The 22,815-nt window shown below is 61.8% G+C and carries 13 protein-coding genes and 1 pseudogene; 4 read left to right on the top strand and 10 right to left on the bottom strand.

All coding sequences use genetic code 11. The features are described 5' to 3' along the window. The first annotated feature begins 96 nt into the window (after nucleotides 1–96). Together B6S01_RS06815 and B6S01_RS06820 are read left to right on the top strand one after the other, a co-directional pair. On the top strand, nucleotides 97–2,199 hold the full coding sequence (locus B6S01_RS06815) for a BamA/TamA family outer membrane protein (RefSeq protein WP_037464506.1): 2,103 nt from the start codon (nucleotides 97–99) through the stop codon (nucleotides 2,197–2,199). Further along, nucleotides 2,199–6,413 (top strand): translocation/assembly module TamB domain-containing protein, encoded by a 4,215-nt coding sequence (locus B6S01_RS06820; protein ID WP_037464504.1) that lies wholly within the window; start codon nucleotides 2,199–2,201, stop codon nucleotides 6,411–6,413. The genes B6S01_RS06815 and B6S01_RS06820 overlap by 1 nt, the downstream gene beginning before the upstream one ends. Here the strand turns inward: B6S01_RS06820 and B6S01_RS06825 are convergent. The 4 genes and pseudogenes from B6S01_RS06825 to B6S01_RS06840 form a co-directional block, all read right to left on the bottom strand. After that, nucleotides 6,410–6,868, bottom strand: coding sequence for a GFA family protein (locus B6S01_RS06825; protein ID WP_037464501.1), 459 nt, complete (start codon nucleotides 6,866–6,868; stop codon nucleotides 6,410–6,412). The genes B6S01_RS06820 and B6S01_RS06825 overlap by 4 nt on opposite strands. Before the next feature lie 70 nt (nucleotides 6,869–6,938). Further along, nucleotides 6,939–10,549, bottom strand: a pseudogene (locus B6S01_RS06830) (error-prone DNA polymerase). Beyond that, nucleotides 10,546–12,138, bottom strand: a complete 1,593-nt coding sequence (locus tag B6S01_RS06835) for a Y-family DNA polymerase (RefSeq protein WP_094182609.1) — start codon at nucleotides 12,136–12,138, stop codon at nucleotides 10,546–10,548. Before B6S01_RS06835 ends, B6S01_RS06830 begins: the two are co-directional and overlap by 4 nt. Further along, nucleotides 12,038–12,841, bottom strand: a complete 804-nt coding sequence (locus tag B6S01_RS06840; RefSeq protein WP_037464494.1) for an ImuA family protein — start codon at nucleotides 12,839–12,841, stop codon at nucleotides 12,038–12,040. Before B6S01_RS06840 ends, B6S01_RS06835 begins: the two co-directional genes overlap by 101 nt. A 46-nt stretch (nucleotides 12,842–12,887) precedes the next feature. Here B6S01_RS06840 and B6S01_RS06845 point away from each other — a divergent pair, with 46 nt between their 5' ends. Then, on the top strand, nucleotides 12,888–14,342 hold the full coding sequence (locus tag B6S01_RS06845; RefSeq protein ID WP_051908200.1) for a sulfotransferase domain-containing protein: 1,455 nt from the start codon (nucleotides 12,888–12,890) through the stop codon (nucleotides 14,340–14,342). Between the two features lie 157 nt (nucleotides 14,343–14,499). Here the strand turns inward: B6S01_RS06845 and recA are convergent, their stop codons facing one another. The 6 genes from recA to dapA all read right to left on the bottom strand — a co-directional run bounded on the left by recA (nucleotide 14,500) and on the right by dapA (nucleotide 20,598). Next, entirely contained in the window at nucleotides 14,500–15,573 is a 1,074-nt protein-coding gene (gene recA, locus B6S01_RS06850; RefSeq protein WP_037464491.1) for a recombinase RecA, read from the bottom strand. Nucleotides 15,574–15,675: 102 nt separating this feature from the next. After that, nucleotides 15,676–16,032, bottom strand: a complete 357-nt coding sequence (locus tag B6S01_RS06855; protein WP_037464488.1) for a response regulator — start codon at nucleotides 16,030–16,032, stop codon at nucleotides 15,676–15,678. 81 nt (nucleotides 16,033–16,113) lie between these two features. Beyond that, nucleotides 16,114–18,537, bottom strand: coding sequence for a hybrid sensor histidine kinase/response regulator (locus B6S01_RS06860; protein WP_037464485.1), 2,424 nt, complete (start codon nucleotides 18,535–18,537; stop codon nucleotides 16,114–16,116). A gap of 46 nt (nucleotides 18,538–18,583) precedes the next feature. Beyond that, a complete protein-coding gene (locus tag B6S01_RS06865; RefSeq protein WP_037465133.1) occupies nucleotides 18,584–19,174 on the bottom strand; it encodes a DUF2062 domain-containing protein in 591 nt (196 codons plus the stop codon). A gap of 18 nt (nucleotides 19,175–19,192) precedes the next feature. Then, nucleotides 19,193–19,675 (bottom strand): SsrA-binding protein SmpB, encoded by a 483-nt coding sequence (gene smpB, locus B6S01_RS06870; protein WP_037464483.1) that lies wholly within the window; start codon nucleotides 19,673–19,675, stop codon nucleotides 19,193–19,195. Between the two features lie 44 nt (nucleotides 19,676–19,719). Next, nucleotides 19,720–20,598, bottom strand: a complete 879-nt coding sequence (gene dapA / locus B6S01_RS06875; RefSeq protein ID WP_037464481.1) for a 4-hydroxy-tetrahydrodipicolinate synthase — start codon at nucleotides 20,596–20,598, stop codon at nucleotides 19,720–19,722. Between the two features lie 155 nt (nucleotides 20,599–20,753). Here dapA and B6S01_RS06880 point away from each other — a divergent pair, with 155 nt between their 5' ends. Next, entirely contained in the window at nucleotides 20,754–22,790 is a 2,037-nt protein-coding gene (locus B6S01_RS06880) for a lytic transglycosylase domain-containing protein (protein WP_407695200.1), read from the top strand. The last annotated feature ends 25 nt before the right edge of the window (nucleotides 22,791–22,815 follow it).

A 22,815-nucleotide genomic window follows, 5' to 3' on the forward strand; every position in this document is an offset into this window, starting at 1 on the left:
GGGAAGCTGCGCCGCGGAAGCGGAACTAAAACAGACCTTTGCGCGTATTATCGTCCCGCGCGTGCACGGCGGGCTAAAAGGGGCGGCGAAGTCTAAATGAAATCAGGGCAGGCGAAACGCGTCCGGCATGCCGTGGCCGTCCTGATGATCGCTGCATCGCCCATGGCGCTCCATGCGCAAACCCCGCCAGTCATCGATGCGACGGAACAGGAAGCTCCCATCCTGCCCGATGAAGAATTTGAATCCCGTCTTCCCAACAACAGCCAAGCCGATCCTGCAGATCCCTCCCAGCCTCTGCCGTCGATCGAAAATTGGATCGACCAGCAGATGCCGCAGGCGAGTGAGTCTCCCGACCTGCCTCCCCTCACGGAACCACCAGCCGAAACCGAGCTTGCGCAACCCCTGCCGCCCCTCGACAGCGTGACCGTTCCAGCGCAGGCGGCGGCGGAAGATCCAGACGAAAAGACGCCGGATGTGCGCTATGCGGTTGAAATTGAGGGCTTTGGCAAAACCGGCCTTGAGGATGAGTTTCGCGACGCATCCGCGCTGCTGGATGGCGATGGGCGGGCCGAAACAGCCGCCATGGTTCAGGCCCGCGCGCATGAAGATGAAGCACTGGTCGTGCGGCTGCTCTATTCGCAAGGCTATTATGATGCGACCGCGCTGGCCTCGCTCGACCAAACGGCGGATAGCGCGCTGAAGGCAGTCGTTTCGGTCACGCCTGGCAAGCGATACCGGATTGGGGAAATCGTCATCAACGCGGCGACGACGGTGCCGTCCAATCTCATCCGCGACAGCCTTCCCCTGAAATCAGGCGATTACATCATCGCGGCAGATGTCGAGAGCGCAGAGGCCAATATCGGCGTCAAGCTGCCGGAAAACGGCTATGCCTTCGCCAGGGTCGGGGAGCGCGACATCTTGCTGGACCCCGCCACTGTGACGGGCGACTATACCCTGCCCGTCAATGTGGGTCCGCGCGGGTCCTTCCGTGGCATCACGACTTCAGGCCGCAAGCAGGCGTTTGGCGCAGATCATGTGAAGGTCATCAGCCGCTTCAAGCCTGGTGAGCTGTATGACAGCCGCAAGGTGGACGACCTGCGCCGGGCCCTGGTGGCGACGGGGCTGTTTTCCAGCGTCGCCGTCGATCCGGTACGAACCAATGAGCCGGGGCCGAACGGGACCGAATATATCGACCTTCATGTCGAACAGGATGCAGGACCGCCGCGCACGCTGGCGGGCGAACTGGGTTACGGGACAGGGCAGGGCTTCCGCGCCGAGGCGACATGGACGCATCGCAACCTTTTCCCGCCAGAGGGCGCATTGATCGGAAGCGTCATCGCGGGCACGCAGGAGCAGGGCGTGTCGGGCACTTTTCGCCGTTCAAACGCAGGGAAGCGGGACCGGACCTTCCAGGCTGGCGCCCTGCTGAATCATCAAAAATATGACGCCTATGAAGCCTTCACTGCGGGCCTCAACATCAGCTGGGCACGGCAATCAACCCCGATCTTCCAGAAGCGCTGGACCTACAGCTACGGCGCTGAAATCCTGCTTTCCAACGAAAAGACCACGATTGATCCGACCACGGCGGAAAGCAAGCGCCTGACCTATTTCATCGGCTCGCTGCCTGTGCAGCTGGGCTATGATCGATCAAATGACCTACTCAATCCCGCCAAGGGCTTCCGCGCCAATCTGCGGGTTTCGCCCGAAGCATCGTTGCAGGGTAACATATCCCCTTATGTGCGGGGGACTTTCGACCTGAGCGGCTATTATCCGGTATCCGACGCACTGGTGATAGCGGCGCGGACTCGGCTGGGCACCATCAGCGGCGCGGCGCGCGATCAGATTGCCCCCTCCCGCCGGGTCTACGCCGGCGGTGGCGGGTCGGTGCGCGGCTTTGGCTATCAGGAACTGGGGCCGAAGGACGTTAATGACGATCCCATCGGCGGGCGGTCGGTAAATGAGTTCGCGGTCGAGGGCCGCTACCGTTTCGGCAATTATGGCGTAGTTGCCTTCGTCGATGCGGGCCAGGTCTATGAAAGCTCAGTACCGCGATTTTCCGACATTCGTTACGGTGTCGGGGTGGGCGGACGCTTCTATACCGATTTCGGCCCGTTCCGCGCTGACATCGCAATGCCAATCAACCGCCAGCCGGGTGAATCCAAATTCACCCTCTATATCGGCATAGGGCAGGCATTCTGATGGCAGAAGACACGCCTCCCCCCTCACCCACCGCCGAGCCGATCGTGACCCGGCAGGGTCGGCCGCTATGGCAGAAAATCTTGCTGGGCGCGGCCGGGCTTATCGTTGCGCTGGCTGTCCTGACGGCCGGTTTGCTGCTGTTCCTCAATACGCAGCCGGGCAAAAAATTCCTGATCCGGCAGATTGCGGCGCTGAAGCTGGAATCGGGCATGACGATCGAGGTGGGTCGGATCGAAGGCTCTGTCTATAGCGACATGGTCATTCACGACTTGGTGCTGCGCGATCCGAAAGGGCCTTTTGCCGTCAGCCCGCGCGTCCACGTCATATGGAGCCCGTTTCGCTACATCAACAATCATATCAGTGTGCGGCTGTTGGAAAGCCCACTGGTCGTGCTGGCCCGAAGTCCGCAATTCAACGTAACGCAAAGTGACCCGAACGCGCCGATTCTCCCCGATCTGGACATCGATGTCGACCAGCTGAAGATCGCCAAATTCGTCCTTGCCAGACCAGTCATCGGCCAGAAGCGCGAGATTGCTATCAATGGCGTCACGCATATCGCCGATGGTCGTGCGCAGCTGAGCGCAGATGCGATCGTCGATAGCGGTGACCGGCTGCAAGCCTCGCTGGACGCGGTGCCGGCCCAGAATCGCCTTGCCATGAAGGGCACGCTCACCGCACCCAAGGGCGGCGTGATCGCGAAGATGGGCGGCTTGACCGAAGGGATGACGGCGACCCTGGATGGTCGAGGAACCTGGCAGGCGTGGAATGGCAAGATCGTAGCAACGTCGCCAAAGGGGCAGCTCGCCGATATCGCGCTGGCCGCGCGCGACGGCAATTTCACCGTGAAGGGGCCGGTGCGGCCGGGGCTTGTGTTTGACGGAGCCGTCGATCGACTCACCGCCCCTGCGCTCAATATCGACATTTTCGCGGGGCTTAACGAGCGGCGCGTCAGCCTGAAAGGCTCTCTGCGCTCGACGGCGCTGGCGGCGACCGCACAGGGGTTGATCGATCTGGGACAGAGCCGCTTCAGTGGTCTCAAAATTGATGCGGCGCTGAAAACACCCGGGGCGATCATGGAAAAGGTTCGCGGAAGGGATGTCCGGGCGTCGGTAATTTTGGACGGTCCGATGGCGACCCCCTTCATCGACTATGACCTGAGCGCCGCGCTGATCGCCTTTGACCAGACCGGCATAGAGGGATTGAAAGCCAGTGGACGCGCGGTCATCGATGCTGACCGCATTCGCATTCCAGTCAACGCCACCGCAAGGCGCGTCACCGGGCTCAATGCGGCGGCGGGCGGGCTGCTCCAAAATCTGCGGGTCAAGGGCGACTTCGCCTACTCAGCAGGTAAGCTCATCAGCGATAATTTAAAAATCGATAGCGATCGCGTGGACGCCACCGCAATCGTCCTGGCCGACCTCGACAACGCTATTTATCGCGGCGCGCTTAAGGGACGCGTCAATGATTACAAGATCGACGGGGTCGGCGTCGTCAACCTGAACACCGATGTTGAGCTGGTGCCCGGGCCGAAGGGGGGCTGGGGCCTGTCCGGCAAGTTCGGGGTTCGCACTGCGCGATGGGACAATGCGTCGGTGCGCGACTTTCTGGGCGGAAACGCCATCATGTCGGGACGCATCGGAATGACGCCCGAGGGCAAGTTCACCCTTGCGGGATTGAAGGGCGCGGCACCCAATTTCCGCGTGCTTTCGGGGTCAGGCAGCTATGATACGAATGGAGAGATCCGCTTCGACGCCGCCGCGACTTCCCGACAATATGGGCCGCTGGCGCTTACCGTGCGCGGAACGATGGAGCGTCCCCAGGCAATGTTGCGCGCGCCAAGTCCCAACGTAGGTGTGCAGCTTTCCAATGTCGTCGCCAAGCTGAATGGCGAGGCGGCGGGCTACCGGTTGGAGGCGACCGGCGGTTCTGCCTATGGCCCCTTCTTCGCCAACGTGCTGATCCGAACGGCCAAGGGGCCTCTGACCATCGACGTCACACGCGCGCGCTTCGCCGGGGTCGATATGAACGGCCGTTTGCGGCAAACTGCGGCGGGGCCTTTCACCGGACAGCTTGCGATGAACGGGTCAGGCATAAGCGGCGCCGCCCGCCTGTCAGCGGTCGGCAAGGCGCAGGGCGTCGCGATCAACGCAACGGCAAGCAACGCCCGGCTGCCCGGCGAGGCCGATGTGGTCATTGGACGCGCGATCGTGACGGCGAACATGGTCCTTGCCGATCAACCGCGGATCAATGCCGATGTGCAGATGGCGAACGCCGCCTATGGCGACTATGTCGTACGCAAGGCGCGCGGTCGGATCGACTATCAGGGTGGCCGCGGTCGTGCGCAACTGGTGGCCGATGGGTCGAGTGGCGTCCCCTTCTCGATCGCCGTAAATGCGGCGCTTCGGCCGAACCTCTACGCTGTCGCACTTGAGGGGAAGGCGAGTAACATTCCCTTCCGCTTCGCCCAGCCCGCCATCATCCGCATCGAGCCGCAGGGTTATCGACTGGAGCCAGCAACGCTGGTCCTGCCGCAGGGCAAGGTCGATCTTGCCGGTCGCTTCGGCAATCAGACGGCGTTGCAGGCGCGGTTCAAGGATCTCGATCTCGCCATAATCAACGTGGCCAGTCCGGGCCTTGGAATCAGTGGCAAAGCGACGGGCGCACTGGACTACGCCCAGAATGGCAATAGCTTCCCGACCGCGACGACCCGCGTCGCGATCAGCGATTTTCGCCGTTCCAGCCTGACCGCAGTGTCGGACCCAGTGTCCATGGCGGTGGAAGGCAAACTGTCGAGCGCGGGCGGCGACCTGCGCGGCGTCATCCGTCGCGGCAATAGGTCACTCGGACGGTTCATCGCGACACTCGCACCGCCGGGACCAGGGGCTAGCTGGTCGCAGCAGCTTCAGTCGGCTCCGCTGGGTGGCGGCATCCGCTATGCAGGCCCTGCCGACGTTCTGTTTTCCTTCGCCGGTCTTGCCGACCAGCAGTTGAGCGGTCCGATAGCAATAGCGGCGGATTTCAGCGGACGTCTTGCCGCGCCGCGCCTCAACGGCATCGTTCGCGCCAATGCGCTGACATATGAAAATGAAACCTTTGGCACGCGCCTGACACAGATGCGGCTGGATGGCCGTTTCACCAATGACCGGCTGGAGATACGCGACTTTTCCGGCCGGGCGGGTGACGGCACGGTGCAGGCAAGCGGCTCTGTGGGACTTGCGGCGGAAAGCGGTTACCCCATGAACATCGCGGCTAAGCTGGACCGCGCGCGCATCGCCCGCAGCGAAGCGATCACCAGCGTCGTCAGCGGCACTATCAACGTGACCAACAGCGCGGCCAATGGCGGTCTGATCAAAGGCGATCTGTGGCTTCCCGAAACCCGATACCGGATCGCGTGGCAGGGCGGGGCCGAGATCCGCCAGTTGCAGGGCGTCAGGCGCAAGGGTGAAGGGACAGACCTGCTCGACCAGCGGGTCGCTTCGCGGCAGTCGGCTGCGTCACCTGCCGACTGGAAGCTCGACATCCGCGTGCGCGCCGACAATGAAATCTACCTGACGGGCATGGGCCTCGATTCCGAATGGAAGACCAACATGCGCATCACAGGCACCACGCAAGCGCCGCGTGTCGTAGGGAAAATAGAGGTGATCCGGGGCCGGTACAGCTTCTCGGGCCATCAGTTCGATCTGGAACAGGGCGTCATCACATTCAACGGGCCGATGATGAACCCCGTGCTGGCGGTTCGAGCGGAAACCCGCATCAATACAGTGACGGCTGGCATCGCCGTGGGCGGCACTGCGCAGCGACCGGACATCAGCTTCGTCTCGAACCCCAGCCTGCCGCAGGACGAAATCCTGGCGCGGATATTGTTCGGCGACAATGTCGCGAACCTGTCGGCGACGCAGGCCATTCAGTTGGCGGCGGCGCTCAACGGCCTGCGGGGCGGCGGTGGCGGGCTCAATCCGATGGGCAAGTTGCAGAATGCTTCAGGTGTCGATCGGATCGGCATTGTTAGTGGCGACGATGCGACGGGGCGCGGCACATCGCTGGCGGTCGGGCAGCGTATTTCCAACAATATCTATGTTGAGGTGATAACCGATCCCAAGGGCTTTACCGCTACGCAGCTGGAAATCTCGCTGTCCAGGACGCTGAGCCTGCTGTCGAAGACGGGGACCAATGCCGGGTCGTCGGCGAACCTGCGCTATTCAAAGGATTATTAAGCGCGTTCCGACCGGTAGCGGGCGATCAGATCCTGATAATCCTCCATCGCGGGGAAGCGTTCGAAACTGACGCTCGCTCCGGTGGTCGCCCAGGGCAGCTTTTCGGCGGTTTGCGTTTCCATCCAGGGCGCAAACCAGCTCGCATCGTCCAGCAACGTGGCGCGGACATTGACGAAGCCAAGGTCCGCTGCGGGCCGGGTGAAGACCCAGCTCTTGCACCAGTCGCAATGATGATGCTGGACGTCGTCGCCATGCAGGCCGCCGATCACGGGGTCGCCAGCGATCAGTTCAAATCCGCTGGCAGGCATGATCAGCGTGGTGGAAAACGCGCTGCCGGTCATCGTCTGACAGCCATGGCAATGGCAGGCCGTTTCGCTCCACGGCGCTTCCGTAAGACGGAAGCGGACCTTGCCACAGCGACAACCGCCTTCGACGGGAAATTGCGGAAGGGGCATCAGGACAGGTCTCCTTGCGATAGGATGGGAAATCCTCTCTCCCGCCTGCTTAAGCACAGGAAACAGGGCTTCAATGAAAATCCCGTGACTTTGGCAATATACGAACATTGCGCGGGTGGCTGGATGTCCGGGGATGCTGAGGATGGACGAATTCATCCGCGCGCGACAGGGCGATATGCGGCCGGTGCACATCCGACAGGCGCGACAATTCAGAGGTGCGGTCATGCACGCGGCTCGCCATCAGGTGGACGACCCCCTCCTTGCTGCGCTGCACCTCCCCTTCCACCAGCATCAGCCGGGACGCCATGACAGGACGGCGCTGCATTTCAAAAAGCCGCGCCCAGAGCAGAATATTGGCGATCCCCGTCTCATCTTCGATGGTGATGAAGACGGCATTGCCCTTGCCCGGCCTCTGCCGCACCAGCACCACCCCGGCGGTCCGCACCAGCGCACCATTTTTCGCGGCGCCGGTTTGTGCGCAACTCAATACCCCCTCCGCTTCAAAGACCGAGCGCAGAAACTGCATCGGATGACCTTTGAGCGATAGCCGCGTCATCTGGTAATCGGCCGCGACCTGTTCGGCGATCGGCATGGCGGGCAGCATCGCATCGGGTTCCTGCCCCAGCTCGCCTGCCTGCATATCGCGCGCACGAGCGGCGGCAAAAAGCGGCAGTTCGTTGGAAGGGGTGCGCCGCGCTTCCCACAAGGCCGTGCGCCGATCCTGCCCCAATGAGCGGCAGGCATCGGCATCAGCGAGCAGGCGCAGCGCGCGAGCGGGCAGCCCCGCCCGCCGCGCCAGATCTTCCAGACTGGTAAACAGGCCCTGCTCCCGCGCCTCCACCAACCGCATGGCCCAGTCTTCACGAAAACCGTCGATCTGCCGAAAGCCCAACCGCAGCGCGAGCGCTCGCCCCACCCCTCCCCCTTGCGCCGGTCTCGCGAACGCAACAGGGGTTCAAGGCCATTGTCCCAGCCGCTCATGTTCACATCGACATCATGTACGGCAACGCCATGCTCGCGCGCATCGCGCACGATCTGCGCCGGAGCGTAAAAACCCATCGGCTGCGAATTCAGCAACGCGCAGGCAAAGACAGCGGGCTGATGGCATTTGATCCAGGCGGAGACATAGACCAGCCGGGCAAAGGACAGGGCGTGGCTTTCGGGGAAGCCATAGCTGCCAAACCCCTCGATCTGTTTGTAGCAGCGTTCGGCAAAGTCAGTTTTGTAGCCGCGCCCCACCATGCCACAGATCATCTTGTCCCGGAACTTGTCCATGCCGCCCATCTGGCGGAAGGTCGCCATCGACCGGCGCAACTGGTTAGCCTCGGAAGGCGTGAACCCAGCAGCAACGATGGCGAGCTTCATCGCCTGTTCCTGGAACAGTGGGACGCCGTAGGTATGACCGAGCAAGGCTTTCAATTCATCCGAACGGCCATGCTCTGGGCTTGGAGCAGGAAATTCTACCTTTTCCTCCCCACAGCGCCGCCGCAAATAAGGATGCACCATGTCGCCTTCGATCGGACCGGGCCGCACGATCGCCACCTGCACCGTCAAGTCGTAAAGCGAGCGTGGCCGCAACCGTGGCAACATGTTGATCTGCGCCCGGCTTTCCACCTGGAACACACCGATACTATCGCCCTTGCAAAGCATGTCATACACTTCGGGATCATCCGATTGCAGATCTATGTCCAGGTCGTGATTGCCAAGATCATGGGTCCGCATCAGGTCATAGGCCTTGCGGATGCAGCTCAACATGCCGAGCGCCAGGATATCAACCTTCATCAGGCCAAGGGCGTCAATGTCATCCTTGTCCCATTCTATGAAGCTGCGGTCCGCCATCGCCCCATGATGCAGCGGGACCGTTTCATCGAGCCGGTTCTGGGTCAGCACAAAGCCGCCGACATGCTGCGACAGGTGGCGGGGGAAAGGGGCGTCCAGCAACTGATCCACAATGCCCCGCAACCGCACCATTTGCGGATTGTCGAGGGCAAAGCCCGCTTCCACTATGCGTGCATCGCCCATGTCACCTGAATAGCTGCCCCAGACCGTGCTTGAGAGACGCGTCGCGATATCCTCGCTAAGGCCCAGCACCTTGGCGACTTCCCGCACGGCACTGCGGGACCGGTAGTGAATGACGGTTGCCGCTATCCCGGCGCGATGGCGGCCATAGCGTTCGTAGATATATTGCATGACCTCCTCACGTCGCTCATGTTCGAAATCCACGTCGATGTCGGGGGGCTCGTCCCGTTCCTCGGACACAAAGCGGGAGAAGAGCAGGTCATGCTTCAACGGATCGACGGAGGTGACGCCCAGCAGAAAGCAGATCATGGAATTGGCGGCCGAGCCTCGCCCCTGGCATAATATGCCCTTCATCCGGGCAAAGGCGACGATATCGTGGACCGTCAGGAAATAGCTTGCATAGTTGCGCTCCCGGATCAGTCCGAACTCCTCGTCCAACAGCCTTCGAACCGCTTGCGGGATGCGCGGGCCATAGCGCGCATGCGCCGCTGAGACGGTCAGTTCTTCCAGCCATTGCTGTGCCGTCCAACCTTCGGGCACCGGCTCGTGGGGATATTCATAGGCCAGTTGATCCAGCGTGAAATGCACCTTGTCCAGAAAGCCAACCGTCTCCGCCACGGCTTCCGGGCAGGCGTGAAAGAGGCGCGCAATTTCCGCAGGAGAATGGATGTGCCTTTCGGCATTGGCTTCAAGCAGACGTCCTGCCTTGGCGATGCCGGCGCCTGCCCGGATGCAGCTCAGCACATCCTGCAAAGGCCGCTGCGCCGGACTGGCGTAAAGCGCGTCCATGGTCGCGATCAGGGGTACGCCACTGCGCTCACCCAAAGCCTGGAAACGCGCCAGACGCCGCGCATCCCGCCCATCCCGGCGCAGTGCGGCGCCCAACCATATGCGGCCCGGCGCCAATCGGCCCAGCCGGATCAGCAGAGACTCCAGGTCGGCCGGACGCGGCGGGGGCACCAGGCTCAGATGCCCTTGGCGGATCGCCTCCCTGGACGGCCGATCGTCATGTTCGAAAGCCACGGGGCGGCGGTGCGCCGTCTGTTCAGTAGCGGTGGAATAAGGCAGCACGATCAACAGCAGATCGTCAAGATAGGCGGTCAGTTCCTCATAGCTGAGGATGCAGTCTCCCTTCACCGATTTCAGATTGCCTTTGGTCAATAATTTGGTGAGTTCGCCCCACCCCGTTCGTGTCGATGGATAAGCGACGATGTCGGGCGTGCCATCGGCAAAGACCAGCCGCGCCCCGACGATCAGCTTCACATCGGTCTCGCATGCCCGCTCCTCATCTCCGGTCAACTGCGTCGTCTGCCCTGCTGCCTTTTTAGCTTCGAGCAGACGGGCTCTGGCCATTTCCGGCACACGTTTGCGCGCGACATGCGCGCGCACCACGCCTGCCACCGTGTTCCGATCAGCGATGCCCAATCCCGCAAGTCCAAGATGGATGGCCTGATCGACCATGTCGGAAGGATGCGATGCGCCGCGCAAGAAGGAGAAATGTGTTGCCGCGACCAATTCAGCAAAGGCCGGGCCTTCCCCGGCAGATCGCGGAAGTTCAGGCCGTTGCAGCTTCCCCTTCTTTCGCGCGGCCTCGATCGCATTCAATGCCCGCCGATCAATCGACTTCGGCTTGGCGGGATCAGGGCTTTTGCCCCGCTTCATGCGAACAGGCCGTGGATATACCAGCGCGGATGGCGGGCTTCCGTGCCGTATAGGCCGTGGCGAAAAATCCAGTAGCGCCGCCCGCGCGCATCTTCGACCCGGTAATAGTCGCGCGTCATGCCGGCGCTTTCGCCTTCCAGCGAACCGTCCTGCGCCTTCCACCATTCAGGCGCGATCCGCTCCGGTCCTTCATAGCGGGTGACTTCATGAGCCGTGCGGCGCCAGCGGAAATGATGCGGCGGGCCGTCGGGAACCTGCGCCACCACCTCAATTGGCTGGGGAGGGTCGAACAGATGGATAGGCCGCATCGGAGGATCGCCCGGCTCCGACTGGCGCCGCCAGCTTGATGGGGAGCGGCTTTCCACCGCGGGCAGTGCGAGTTGCGCCTGTTCAGGGATGTGACTGTCGCGCGGTTCGAGGCGCTGAATCCGGCCCTGGCCAGCGCGGACGGAAAGTCGATCGATGAGCGCGGCGATCGCCTCCTCCCGGCGCGCTTCTCCACCCTCCAGCGCCAGTTGGGTGGCAGCCATGGCTTCGGTCTGGGGCACTGTCAGACGCAGCATGTCGAAACCAAAGCCAGGGTCGAGCGGGTCCGACAGACTGTCGATCCGTTCCTGCACCAGACGCATGATGGAGGGCGCATCTCGCACAGGCAGGCTGGTTCCGACCCGCAGCGGAAAGGCGAGACCATCCGTGCGAAAGAACATTATTTCGAACCGGCGGCCGCCTTCGCCACGTTCGCCGAGCCGTTCCCCCGCTTCGGCCGCCATCTCCTCCAGACTTTGAAGCGCATAGGCGGTGCTGCCCATCGGTTCGGCAAAGCGGCGTTCGATCCGGACTGCGGGGCGCGGGCGGCGCGGAGCGAGGGGGCGGTGGTCCAGACCCAACAGGCGGTGCAGCGCATCAACCGCTTCCTCACCAAAGCGCGCGGCCAGGGTCGCGGCGGGGCGCGCGGCAAGATCTCCCACCGTGCGCAGTCCCGCCCGGCGCAGCCCGACCGCGCTTTCCTCTTCCAGTCCCAGCGCCTCTACCGGCAGGCGGCGCAGGGCGGCATCCTCATCAGCGGCAGGGACCGAAGCGAAGCGAGCGAGCGCATGCGCGCCCTCCGCCGTACCCGCCAGCGCATGGCGTACGCGCATGCCGTGCCGTTCCAGCCGCTCGACCGCCTCGCGCGCCAATGCTTCCTCACCGTTCCACAAATGCGCGCAGCCGCTGATGTCGAGCAGTAATCCCTGAGGCGGGTCCAGCGCAGCGATCGGCGTATAGCGCGCGCAGCCGTCACACAGCCGCTCCAGCCAATCCTGATCGGCATGGGCATCCGCCTCGAATATCCGCAAGCCGGGTTCGCGCGCTCGGGCATCGGCCAACGTCATACCCGCACTAAGGCCGATCGCCAGCGCATCGGCATCCAGCGCCACCAGCCGCATCGCCCCCCGCACCGTTTCGACGATCACGGCGGGCGTATCCTGCCCCTGCTCCGCCCAGAGATCAGGCTGCGCGATGCGCAGCCGGTCGAGCGGAAGGAACGGAAACCACAGCGCCAGGTAGCGGCGTGTCCGCGCTGTCACTTCTCGGGTCATGGCGTTCATCGCATTCTTCTCCAAAGACGCCCCGTTCGCTGTTCCACACAAGACGGCACGTAATGCCGTCGGGTCCCGACCGACGGCGTAGCAGGCTAAGATCAAAGGCTGTCATGCCCGGCGCATTGCCGGGCAACGGGACCGAAGGCGCTGCCGTCACCCGCCAGCGCGTGTCGGCAGCGCTGGGCACCGGATCACCCCCGATACGCAACAAAAAAGCTGTGACGCCCGATGCTTCCGCCGCGAGCGCCAGGCGGCGGCTGGCGGTCAGGTCCATGAGCGGTGCGCGCCCGCGCAGTTCGATCACGAGCGAGCCAAGGGCGGGACAACGCAGCGCATCGACCGCAGCCCGCAGCAGCAGCGCATCATCCTTCATGACCCCAATCAGCAAATAAGCGGGATCGATGCCCAGTGCGGCAAGGCCCGGACCATAGGGCTGCCCAGCCGCTCCATTTATGGGGCGCAGCCAGAACATAGGGGACTGTCCCGCCGCGAGATGAGCAAAAATCAGGGAAAGCCCGGCAGCAGCGCCTTCGTCTTCGTTTCTTCCAAACAGTTCATGCACGCGACCCTGGGCCAGGCCGCCCTGTAATGTCTGATCCAGGGGCGCATGCCCGGTCGCGATCCGCGCACCGGCTTTGGTGGCTGGAATCCCTTCCAGCGATGCGATGTGCCGCCTGAGGGCTGCAAGCGTGTTCACCGACTCGATCATAAATGTTCTCTATATGTTCTTTTCGACGGTAAGGCGACTCCTGTCAATGAAGTTGGCGGCGGTCTGCAAAGGAGATGTCTGTGTCACCTTCGTTACACAATTTGGCTATCATCCGGAAAGGTCCTACGCGCCGGCAATCCGCCACGCTAACTTGCGTCATATGGACACACCCTCGATCGCCTCGCTCGTACAGGCTCCTTCTCTCCTCGCTCGCCGGATTTCGTCTGCGCGCAGCCTAAGCCTGGTATCGGACGCCGCCACGGCCCTTCTAGCTTCCTATCCGAAATCGGGCCGAACATGGCTGAGGTTTATTCTGGCGCAATATTTCCTCGCATCGCGTCAATATGCGCCGATCACAACGCAGAGCATGTTCACCTTCGCCCCGAATTTCGATCTGGATCCTGTACGCGGAATACCGGCCTTCGTACGCAGATCGGAGGAGGCCTCCTTCCCCTTGGTCCCTTCCACCCATCTTCGCTTCAAGCCGACCCTGCCCAGCCGACTTCCCGTCATATTCCTGATCCGTGATCCACGAGCGGTGCTCATTTCCGACTATCATCACGTAACGCGGCACAAGATGTCTTTCCGCGGCAGCATTGATGATTTCCTGGTCGACCAGGACAGAGGCCTATCCCACTACATTAAATATATGAACAGCTGGGCCACTGGCCTCGCACGCCATGATCATCACATCATATATTATGAGGATTTGCTGGCTGATACGGAATCCGAAGTAGAAAAAATGCTCATATTCCTTGATGAGCCGGTCAACTTTAAAGCGCTACAATATGCTGTAGAAAATTCATCCTTTGAAAAATTGAAAGCATTGGAACTTGCACAAGGCATTCCTGGACACGATTATGACCGATCAGACGCCGATGCCTTGCGGATAAGAAAAGGACAATCGGACAGCTTCCGTGAAGAGCTGACTATTGATCAACAAAAATTCATAGAGGATAGCTGCAAATCCCAGTTGGACAGGCGCATGCTGGCGAGGCTGGAGCGATACGGCTTTCTGGACATCCAACCATCCCCTGCTGCCGGGCAGACCAGCACCCCGAAACCCGCAGCGCCGAAGGACACGGCGCATGATTTTACGCCCAATCGCCGCATGGCGAATCTCGGCGTTCAGTTGCTGAGCGAAGCCATGGTCATCATCGGCCTTGCCGCCATGATCATCGCCCCACCCATATTGGTGATAGAAGTAGGAGAATGGCTGTTCCGGCGCGAATGGGACGGCCACTCCCTGGAAGATGGCCTTGCCCTGTTCGGGATCGACCGGGTCGGCCCCGTGGAGACACCGACCGAACAATTCCTGGACGTTCTCCTGGCGCTGCCGCTGACCATTACCCTGTTTCTCTACGGCCTGTTCACGCTTCTGGCCGGGGTGCATTTTGGAGACTGGGGGTTGCAGGGAGTGAGGCTCAAGAAAAAACTTGCCGTCCGGCAGAGCAGGAAGTCCCGCAAAAATCGTACCCAAACCGCCGTCTTCCGATCCTGAACCGACATGAATTGTGCGCCATACCGACCATTAGCAATATGGTAAAAGGCCCACCCCGCATTGAAGCGTGGGCGGGCCTTTTCAGTGCTTGAAACGAGAGGCGGGCAGAACTGCACAACCGTCCTGCGGCTGATCCGGCCGCAGGCGCTTGCCACGCTTATTCGCCGTCATCCTCCGCTTCGGGTCCGGTCATCATCGCTTCGGCGACCTCTTCGGTCTTGCCGCGGATCACCTTTTCCAGGCGCTCCGCCATTTCGGGATGTTCCTTGAGGAAGGTTTTGGCGTTCTCCCGCCCCTGGCCAATGCGGACAGAGTCATAGGAGAACCATGCGCCCGATTTTTCGACCACGCCGGCCTTGACGCCCAGGTCGAGAATCTCGCCGATCTTCGAAATGCCTTCGCCATACATGATGTCGAATTCGACCTGCTTGAACGGCGGCGCGACCTTGTTCTTCACCACTTTCACGCGGGTCGCATTGCCCACGATATCGTCACGGTCCTTGATCTGGCCGGTGCGGCGAATGTCGAGGCGCACCGAGGCATAGAATTTGAGCGCATTGCCACCGGTCGTCGTTTCCGGATTACCGTACATGACGCCGATCTTCATGCGGACCTGATTGATGAAGATCACCAGGCATTTTGAGCGCGAGATGGAGCCGGTGAGCTTACGCAGCGCCTGGCTCATGAGGCGCGCCTGCAGACCGACATGGCTGTCGCCCATCTCGCCTTCGATTTCCGCACGGGGCACAAGTGCGGCGACCGAATCGATCACCAGCACGTCGATGGCATTTGACCGGACCAGCGTATCGACAATTTCGAGCGCCTGCTCGCCTGTATCGGGCTGAGACACGATCAACTCGTCGATATCAACGCCCAGCTTCTTGGCATAGCCTGGATCGAGCGCATGTTCCGCATCGACAAAAGCCGCGACACCGCCTGTCTTCTGCGCCTCGGCAATGGCGTGAAGTGCGAGCGTGGTCTTGCCCGAGCTTTCCGGGCCATAAATCTCGATGATACGACCGCGCGGCAAGCCGCCAATGCCCAACGCGATATCCAGTCCGAGCGATCCGGTGGAGACCGCTTCAATCTCGATCTTTTCTCGGCTGCCCAGTTTCATCGCCGAGCCCTTGCCAAAAGCGCGATCAATCTGGGAAAGGGCCGCTTCCAATGCTTTCTGTCTGTCCATTGTCCCTGTCTTCTTGGAATCGATGAGTGAGAGCATTGCTGTCATCGGCCTATCCCCTGTCAAGCAGAAGCGCCGATTCAGTGGCGCCTTGGCCACTACGTATCCTCTTTGTTCTCATAGAACAAGAGGGGAACGGAATTTTCCTATTTAAGAAGACAGAACCTTGGTCAGGGCGCGTTCAACCGCCCCGATCGTATAGGGTTTTGCCAATGTCGGACGGCTCGAATGGCTAGCTGGCACGTCATCGGCCATGCCACCGGTCGCAAAGACGAACGGAATGCCGCTGTCGGCCAGAATGTCAGCCACCGGCCAGCTTTTTTCGCCTTGGAGATTGCAATCGACCAGCGCCGCATCAAAACCACCCTTGCGCGCCTGGTCACACGCCTCCTCAACAGATACGGCGATGGCGTGCAGGCGATAGCCCAATGTATCGAGATAATCTTCCAGCATCATGCCGATCATTGCTTCATCCTCGACCACCAGGATGGCCTTGCTGTCCGACATGTGCGATCCCCCATTTTCGTTACGCTCGCCATCTTATCATCGGCGCGCCGACCCATATAAACACTTGGATGCCAAAGAAGTTCATTCCACCGCTGGACGCATGGCTAAAGCATCCCGCGCTGCTTCGGCCAGTTGGCTGACGGAGAAGGGCTTTGGCAGGAACGCGACATTGGCGATGTCGATAGATTTGCGCAGCTGCTCCTCGGCATAGCCGGACATGAACAGCACCGGAAGGTCGGGATGACTGTGCCGCGCCCTAGCGACCATCGACGGGCCGTCCATGTTGGGCATGACCACATCCGATATCAGCAGGTCGATTTTTTCGCCGCCAGCCAGCACTTCCAGCCCCTGTTCGCCGTCATGGGCTGTCAGCACCTTATAGCCTTGCCGGACGAGGGCGCGTTCCGCGACGGCCCGCACCATATCCTCGTCCTCGACCAGCAGGACAGTACCCGTACCCCAGGTCTCGCTCCGCTTGACCGGCGCCTTCGCGGGAAGCGCATGGTCCATGTCCGCGCCCTGATAGACTGGCAGGTAGATGACGAAACTGGCGCCCCGGCCAAGCTCTGATTCGGCGAAAATATACCCGCCCGATTGCTTGACGATGCCATAGACGGTGGAAAGGCCAAGGCCCGTGCCCTTGCCCAGTTCCTTGGTCGTGAAGAAAGGTTCGAATATCTTCGACAGGATGTCGGGCGGGATGCCAAGCCCGGTGTCGGATACGCGAAGCGCGGTATAGTCCGCCGCTGGTAATATTTCCTGTCGCATTTCCCGCACCTTGGCGGCGGGCACGGCATAGGTCTGGATATTGAGGATACCGCCCTCCGGCATCGCGTCGCGCGCGTTGACCGCGAGGTTTACGATCACCTGTTCCAGCTGCCCCGGATCAGCGCGCACCGCGCCCAGGTTGCGACCATGGCTGACGTCCAGCTTTACGCTTTCACCCAACAGGCGCTTCAGGAGGTTGGACACTTCCGCCACGATGTCAGGCAGCTGCAAGACCTGTGGACGCAGCGTCTGCTGGCGGGAAAAGGCGAGCAACTGCCGGGTCAGGCCGGCAGCGCGATTGCTGTTCGACTTGATCTGCTGGATGTCGTCATAATCGCTGTCGCCCGGCGTATGGCGCATCAACATCAGGTCACAGTGACCGATAATTGCGGTCAGGATATTGTTGAAGTCATGGGCGACGCCGCCGGCAAGCTGGCCGATTGCCTGCATCTTGGTCGCTTGCGCAACCTGCCGCTTGAGCTTGCTCTCCTCGCTATTGTCCTTGAGGCTGAGCAGCACCGCCGCCTCCCCCAGGCCCCGCACGCCCGCAAGGCTGAGGGCGGTCGGCTCTTCCGGTTCATTGCGGAGCCTGACGGCGATGTCGCCTGACATCTGTGGACCCACCGCAAAACGGCGCACCGCGTCGGCAACCGCGCCCTGATCCTCGCGCACGACCAGGTCGCCGGGATAGCTGGGCTTGTCTGAGCGCTTGAGTCCCGCAGCACGGGAAAAAGCGTTGTTGAGGAACAGCACACGCCCATCGCGGTCCGCCATGGCGAGGCCGAAGGGCAGCAGGGACAGCAGGGTTTCGATATAGGAAAGCGCTGATGTCCCGCCCGCGCTGCCAGCAGGTTCGTCGATCAGCAACAAGAGCATCGGCCCATCCTGGCCACTCTGATTGCCCACTGGCTGTGTCGCACGGCGCAGCGGCACCTGCAGCAGCCGCAGCGGCAACCCGCCCGATTCCTCGCGCGCCAGAAACAGTCGGCCTTTGTCATCGACGCGCATATGGGCGGCAAAATCCCGGCCTGTGATATTCGCGTCGATCCGACCGGCCGCGCGAAGGAGAAAGGCGCCGTTGGCGGCACGGATGCGTCCTTCGCCCCCGATCATGACTGCCATGATCCCCGCCTCGCCCATCTGCCGTCCCGCGTCACCGGTCAGCAGCCGGTGCACATCGTCCAGCGCATTGGGCTGGCGCACAGGGGTAAAGCGCCAGAGCAGATAATCTTCAGACCGTCCGGTGCGGCAAATATCGACGTCAAGCCGCAGGGCGCCCTGAGCAATGCCTTCCACCCGCGCCTCGCCATCCCGCCATGCAGCGCGAGCGGCAGCGCCCAGCGATTCGGACACCTCAGGTTCAGCCGCCATGTTGGGAGGCGTCGGAAAACCGGGAAACCATTCGCCGAACAGGTCGCTGGCGCAAGCGAGCCGCCCCGCCCGATCCGTGACCGCAATCGCCATGTTGGACGCGTCAGCGGCCGCGCGCGCCACCGTCCAGTCTGGAACCGCATCGCGATCCGCTGCTTCCTCTGGAAAGATACGCCGATACCAGCTGAGCAACGCAGCAGCAGCCAGCACCATGGCGGCGAAACCAGCCGCCAGCGCCCGGTCGCCAATCGCATAGATAACAAGCCCCGCAGACAGCAGCGCAGCCAAGATCAGCAGCGGAAGGGACAGACGCGAGGGGCGTTCACCCGTCCACGCTTCCTCATCCCTTTTGACGCGCGAGGCCATCGGCCGGCCTTCCCCCTTGATAACGCCCGGACAGTACCGCCCGCCGTCAGACGGAGGCGACTTCTTCCAATGCGCTGCTTTCGTGCGCCTTGCCAATCCTCAATTTGCGAGAATGCCATTTCCGGCCCATGCGATGGCGCCAGATCCAGTCGGCGATGATGTAGCCGACGACCGCCATTGCGACAGAGATCAGCGTCAAGCCGAGCAACATGGCAGGCGCTGCCTCGGAAAAGAGCCAGGCGATCCACTGCCGGATTGTCGCATGATCATTGACCAGCGCCATGAAGCCTGACGCATCCGCCGATCGTCCCAGCATCCAGTTGCCAATATAGACCGACGCCCAGAGGATGAGGGGGGTCGTGGCCGGATTGGACAGGAAGGTCATGGCCGCCGCAATGGGAATGTTGGCGCGGAAAGGCAGCGCAAGCAGCGCCGCGCCTGCAATCTGGATACCCGGGATCAGCAGGAATATGCCCACCAACAATCCCAACGCCACGCCACGCGGCACCGAACGGCGGGTAAAACGCCAGAGAGAGGGTTCCAGCACCCGGTGCGCGACCGGCGCCAGAAAGCGATTGCACTCCAGCGACTCGCGGGTGGGTGCATTGGCGTGCCACCAGCGGGAAAGACGTCCCATGCTCGCCCGGGGACCCATTTAACGATGCGCTTTCATGATGCGCTGTTGGTCGCGTTTCCAGTCGCGCTCCTTGATCGTCTCGCGCTTGTCATGCGTTTTCTTGCCACGCGCCAAGGCCAGCTCGACCTTCGCCTTGCCCCGGCCGTTGAAATAGATGCTGAGCGGGACAAGCGTCATGCCCTTGCGCTCTACCGCCCCGTGCATCCGGGCGATTTCCCGCTCGTGCAACAGCAGCTTGCGAGGGCGCTTGGGTTCATGGTTGAAACGATTGCCGTGGCTGAATTCGGGAATGTTGCTGTTGACCAACCACACCTGGTTGCCCTTCACCTCGGCATAGCTTTCGGCAATGTTGCCCTCGCCAAAGCGAAGCGATTTCACCTCCGTCCCTTGCAACGCGATACCCGCCTCGAACACATCCTCAAGGAAATATTCAAAGCGTGCGCGCCGGTTTTCGGCGACGATCTTTTTCTTGTCGAACAGTTCGGGACGGGGGCGGGCCATGGATTCTAAACTAACTCACTTCACCATATAAGGCCGCAGCCCTTTTAAACGAGACCTGCAATTTCCAAGGCCCGGTCGACAGCGGCGCGACCTGATTCAGACGGCCAGGTGATGGGCAGCCGCAAATCGCCGGGCATGTCGGACCGCACACGGGTAAGCGCATATTTGACCGGCCCGGGTGAAGAATCGCTGAACAGGGCATCGTGCAGAGGATAGAGACGATCCTGCAGCTCAAGTGCTCCATCCCAATCGCCCGATGCGCAGGCCGCCTGAAACTGCGCGCAAAGGCGGGGCGCGACATTGGCCGTAACGGAGATACAGCCGCTGCCTCCCATTGCATTGAATCCCAGAGCGGTTTCGTCATTGCCCGACAACTGGCAGAAATCGGCCCGGCAGGCGAGGCGTTGCGCGGTGACCCGCCCCAGATTCCCGGTGGCGTCCTTTATCCCGACGATCGACTGAAATTCCTTCGAAAGGCGGTGGATCACCGGAACGCCGATGTCGGTGATCGTGCGGCTCGGCACATTATAGAGGACAATGGGCAGGTCGCAGCGTTCGGCAAGGTGAGCAAAATGCTGGTAAACGCCTTCCTGATTCGGCTTGTTATAATAAGGCGCGACCACCAACGCAGCATCCGCGCCCGCAGCTTGCGCCGCGAACATATGTTCCAGCGCAATGCGCGTGTCGTTCGATCCGCAGCCTGCGATCACCGGCACCCGCCCCGCCGCCTGGTCGACGCAGATCGCAACCACGCGATTATGCTCGTCGACCGTCATGGTGGCGCTTTCGCCGGTGGTGCCACAGGGCACGAGCGCGCTGCTTCCCTCCTCGATCTGCCAATCCACCAGCGCGCGAAATGCCACCTCGTCGACCGTTCCATTGCGGAAAGGGGTGATCAGCGCCGGAATAGATCCGGAAAACATCAACAAACTCCTTCAATTCACCGGCATTCCGGGGCACACTGTCGAGTGTAGGGCGACGGGGCGCTATAGCGCGTCATTCATGGCCTGATAAGGATGGATTTGTGATGATGTCCAGTAGGCTGTCACCTCGCCGCCTCCCAACAAAAATGGTCCGGATGCCCTTGATTGCTCTTCTTCTTTTGACCGCGGGCGCAAGCGCCCAGCCCGAAGCCCCGACTTATCCTTCTGCGTCGCCCTATCCGGCGGGTGCGGTGGTGCAGCAGGTTCCTGCCGCGACTCAGCCCTCCCCATGGAATCAGGTGAGCGGGCGAATCGGTGTTGCCTCCGATCCCTCCATATCCGGCACCATCAGCCAGTGGCGTGCATTGCAGCAGAGCGACGGGCTGGGCTTTTCAACCTATGCCAACTTCATCCTGGCCAATCCCGGCTGGCCGGGCGAAGATCGGATGCGGCGGTTGGCCGAGACCAGTATCAATCCCAATAGCTATGATCCACGCCAGGTCACAGCCTTCTTCGCTCGTTTCCCGGCGCGCACGGCGACAGGCAATGCGCGTCATGCGCTGGCGCTGATGCAGATGGGGCGCATGGCGGAGGCGCGGATAGCCGCTCGTAGCGCCTGGATGGGTGGCACGCTGTCACCCGATGACGAGACGCGGCTGTTGTCGCTCTTCGGGACGGGCTGGACCGGCGCGGACCATGATCAGCGCGCGGACATATTGTTGTGGGGCAATGACATCGCCGGGGCGCAACGGATGCTGGCCTATGTAACTCCATCGCGACGCCCTGTTTATGAAGCGCGTATCGGCTTTCGCCAGAAGTTGCCCGACGCCGCCGCAAGGATGCAGAATGCGGAATCCGTGGGCGTGTCGGACGCGGGTTATATCGCCGACAAGGCGACATGGCTGATGAATACCGGCAACTGGGTCGCAGCGCGGCAATATCTCGCCAATCGGCCGGCGCTGACCTTCCGTCCGGGCAATGCCGAAAAATGGTATGAGACGCTGCTGGGTCAGGCCCGCGCCGCCGCCAATGACAGCCAGTGGAGCTTGGCTTACGGCATCGCGAGCAAGATCGATGACGCCTATGCACCCGGCGTTGATGTTTCCGGCCGTCCTATCGGCGAACGTGACGATTATACCAGCCTGGCCTGGCTCGCTGGAACGACGGCTTTCTACAATCTCAATCGGCCTGCGGACGCGGCGGCGATGTTCCGTCGCTACGCCACCGCTGCACGGTCGCCCCAGACTCAGTCCAAGGGCTATTATTGGGCGGGCCGCGCCGCTCTGGCCGCAGGCGATACGGCGACCGCCAACAGCTATTTCGCCCAGGCATCGGTCTTCCCTGACCAGTTTTACGGGCAACTCTCGCTTGAGCGCGTCAGCAAGCCCGTGCCCGCCCCCGCGATGGTGGAACGGCCGATCGAGATTTCGGCAGCGGACCGGACCGCATTCAACAACCGGTCGGTCGTCCGGGCGGTAAAGGCGCTGGGGCAGATGGGATATTGGGAGGATCAGAGCAAATTCGCCCGCGCAATCGCGAACAATGCCGAAAGTGACAGCGATCACTATCTTGCCGTCGAACTCGCCAAGAATATCGGCCGGCCGGACATGGGGGTGATGGTCGGCCGCCGCGCTGTGTCGAGCGGGCTGACCGGTTATGGCGCAAGCGCATTCCCCCGCGTGCCGGTGCCGCCCTCAGCGCAATCCAGCTGGACGATGGTCCACGCCATAGCGCGGCAGGAAAGCCAGTTTGACCGCCAGATCGTCAGCCATGCAGGCGCACGCGGCCTGATGCAGTTGATGCCCGGAACCGCGCGGGAACAGGCCGGGAAGCTGGGCCTCGGCTATAATCCCAGCTCCCTCAACGATCCCAACTACAACATCATGCTTGGTTCGTCCTACTTTGAGCGGATGCTCAGCTATTATGGCGGCAGCTATCCGTTGGCTGTAGCCGCCTATAATGCGGGGCCGGGTAATGTGAACCGCTGGATAAGGGCCAATGGCGACCCACGCCTTCCTGGTGCGGACATGCTCCGCTGGATCGAGCAGATCCCGATCTTTGAGACCCGCAACTATGTTCACCGGGTGCTGGAAAATGCGGTGGTTTATGATGCGATCAACCCGGAACGGGCGCGCTTTCGCGGTTCCAGCACACCGCTTTCAAAATATCTTGGCAAGCAAACGCCGGGTTGAATTGAGTTAGCGCTGAAGCGCAGAC

Source organism: Sphingobium herbicidovorans, assembly GCF_002080435.1.
In the GTDB taxonomy this organism is placed as follows: domain Bacteria; phylum Pseudomonadota; class Alphaproteobacteria; order Sphingomonadales; family Sphingomonadaceae; genus Sphingobium; species Sphingobium herbicidovorans.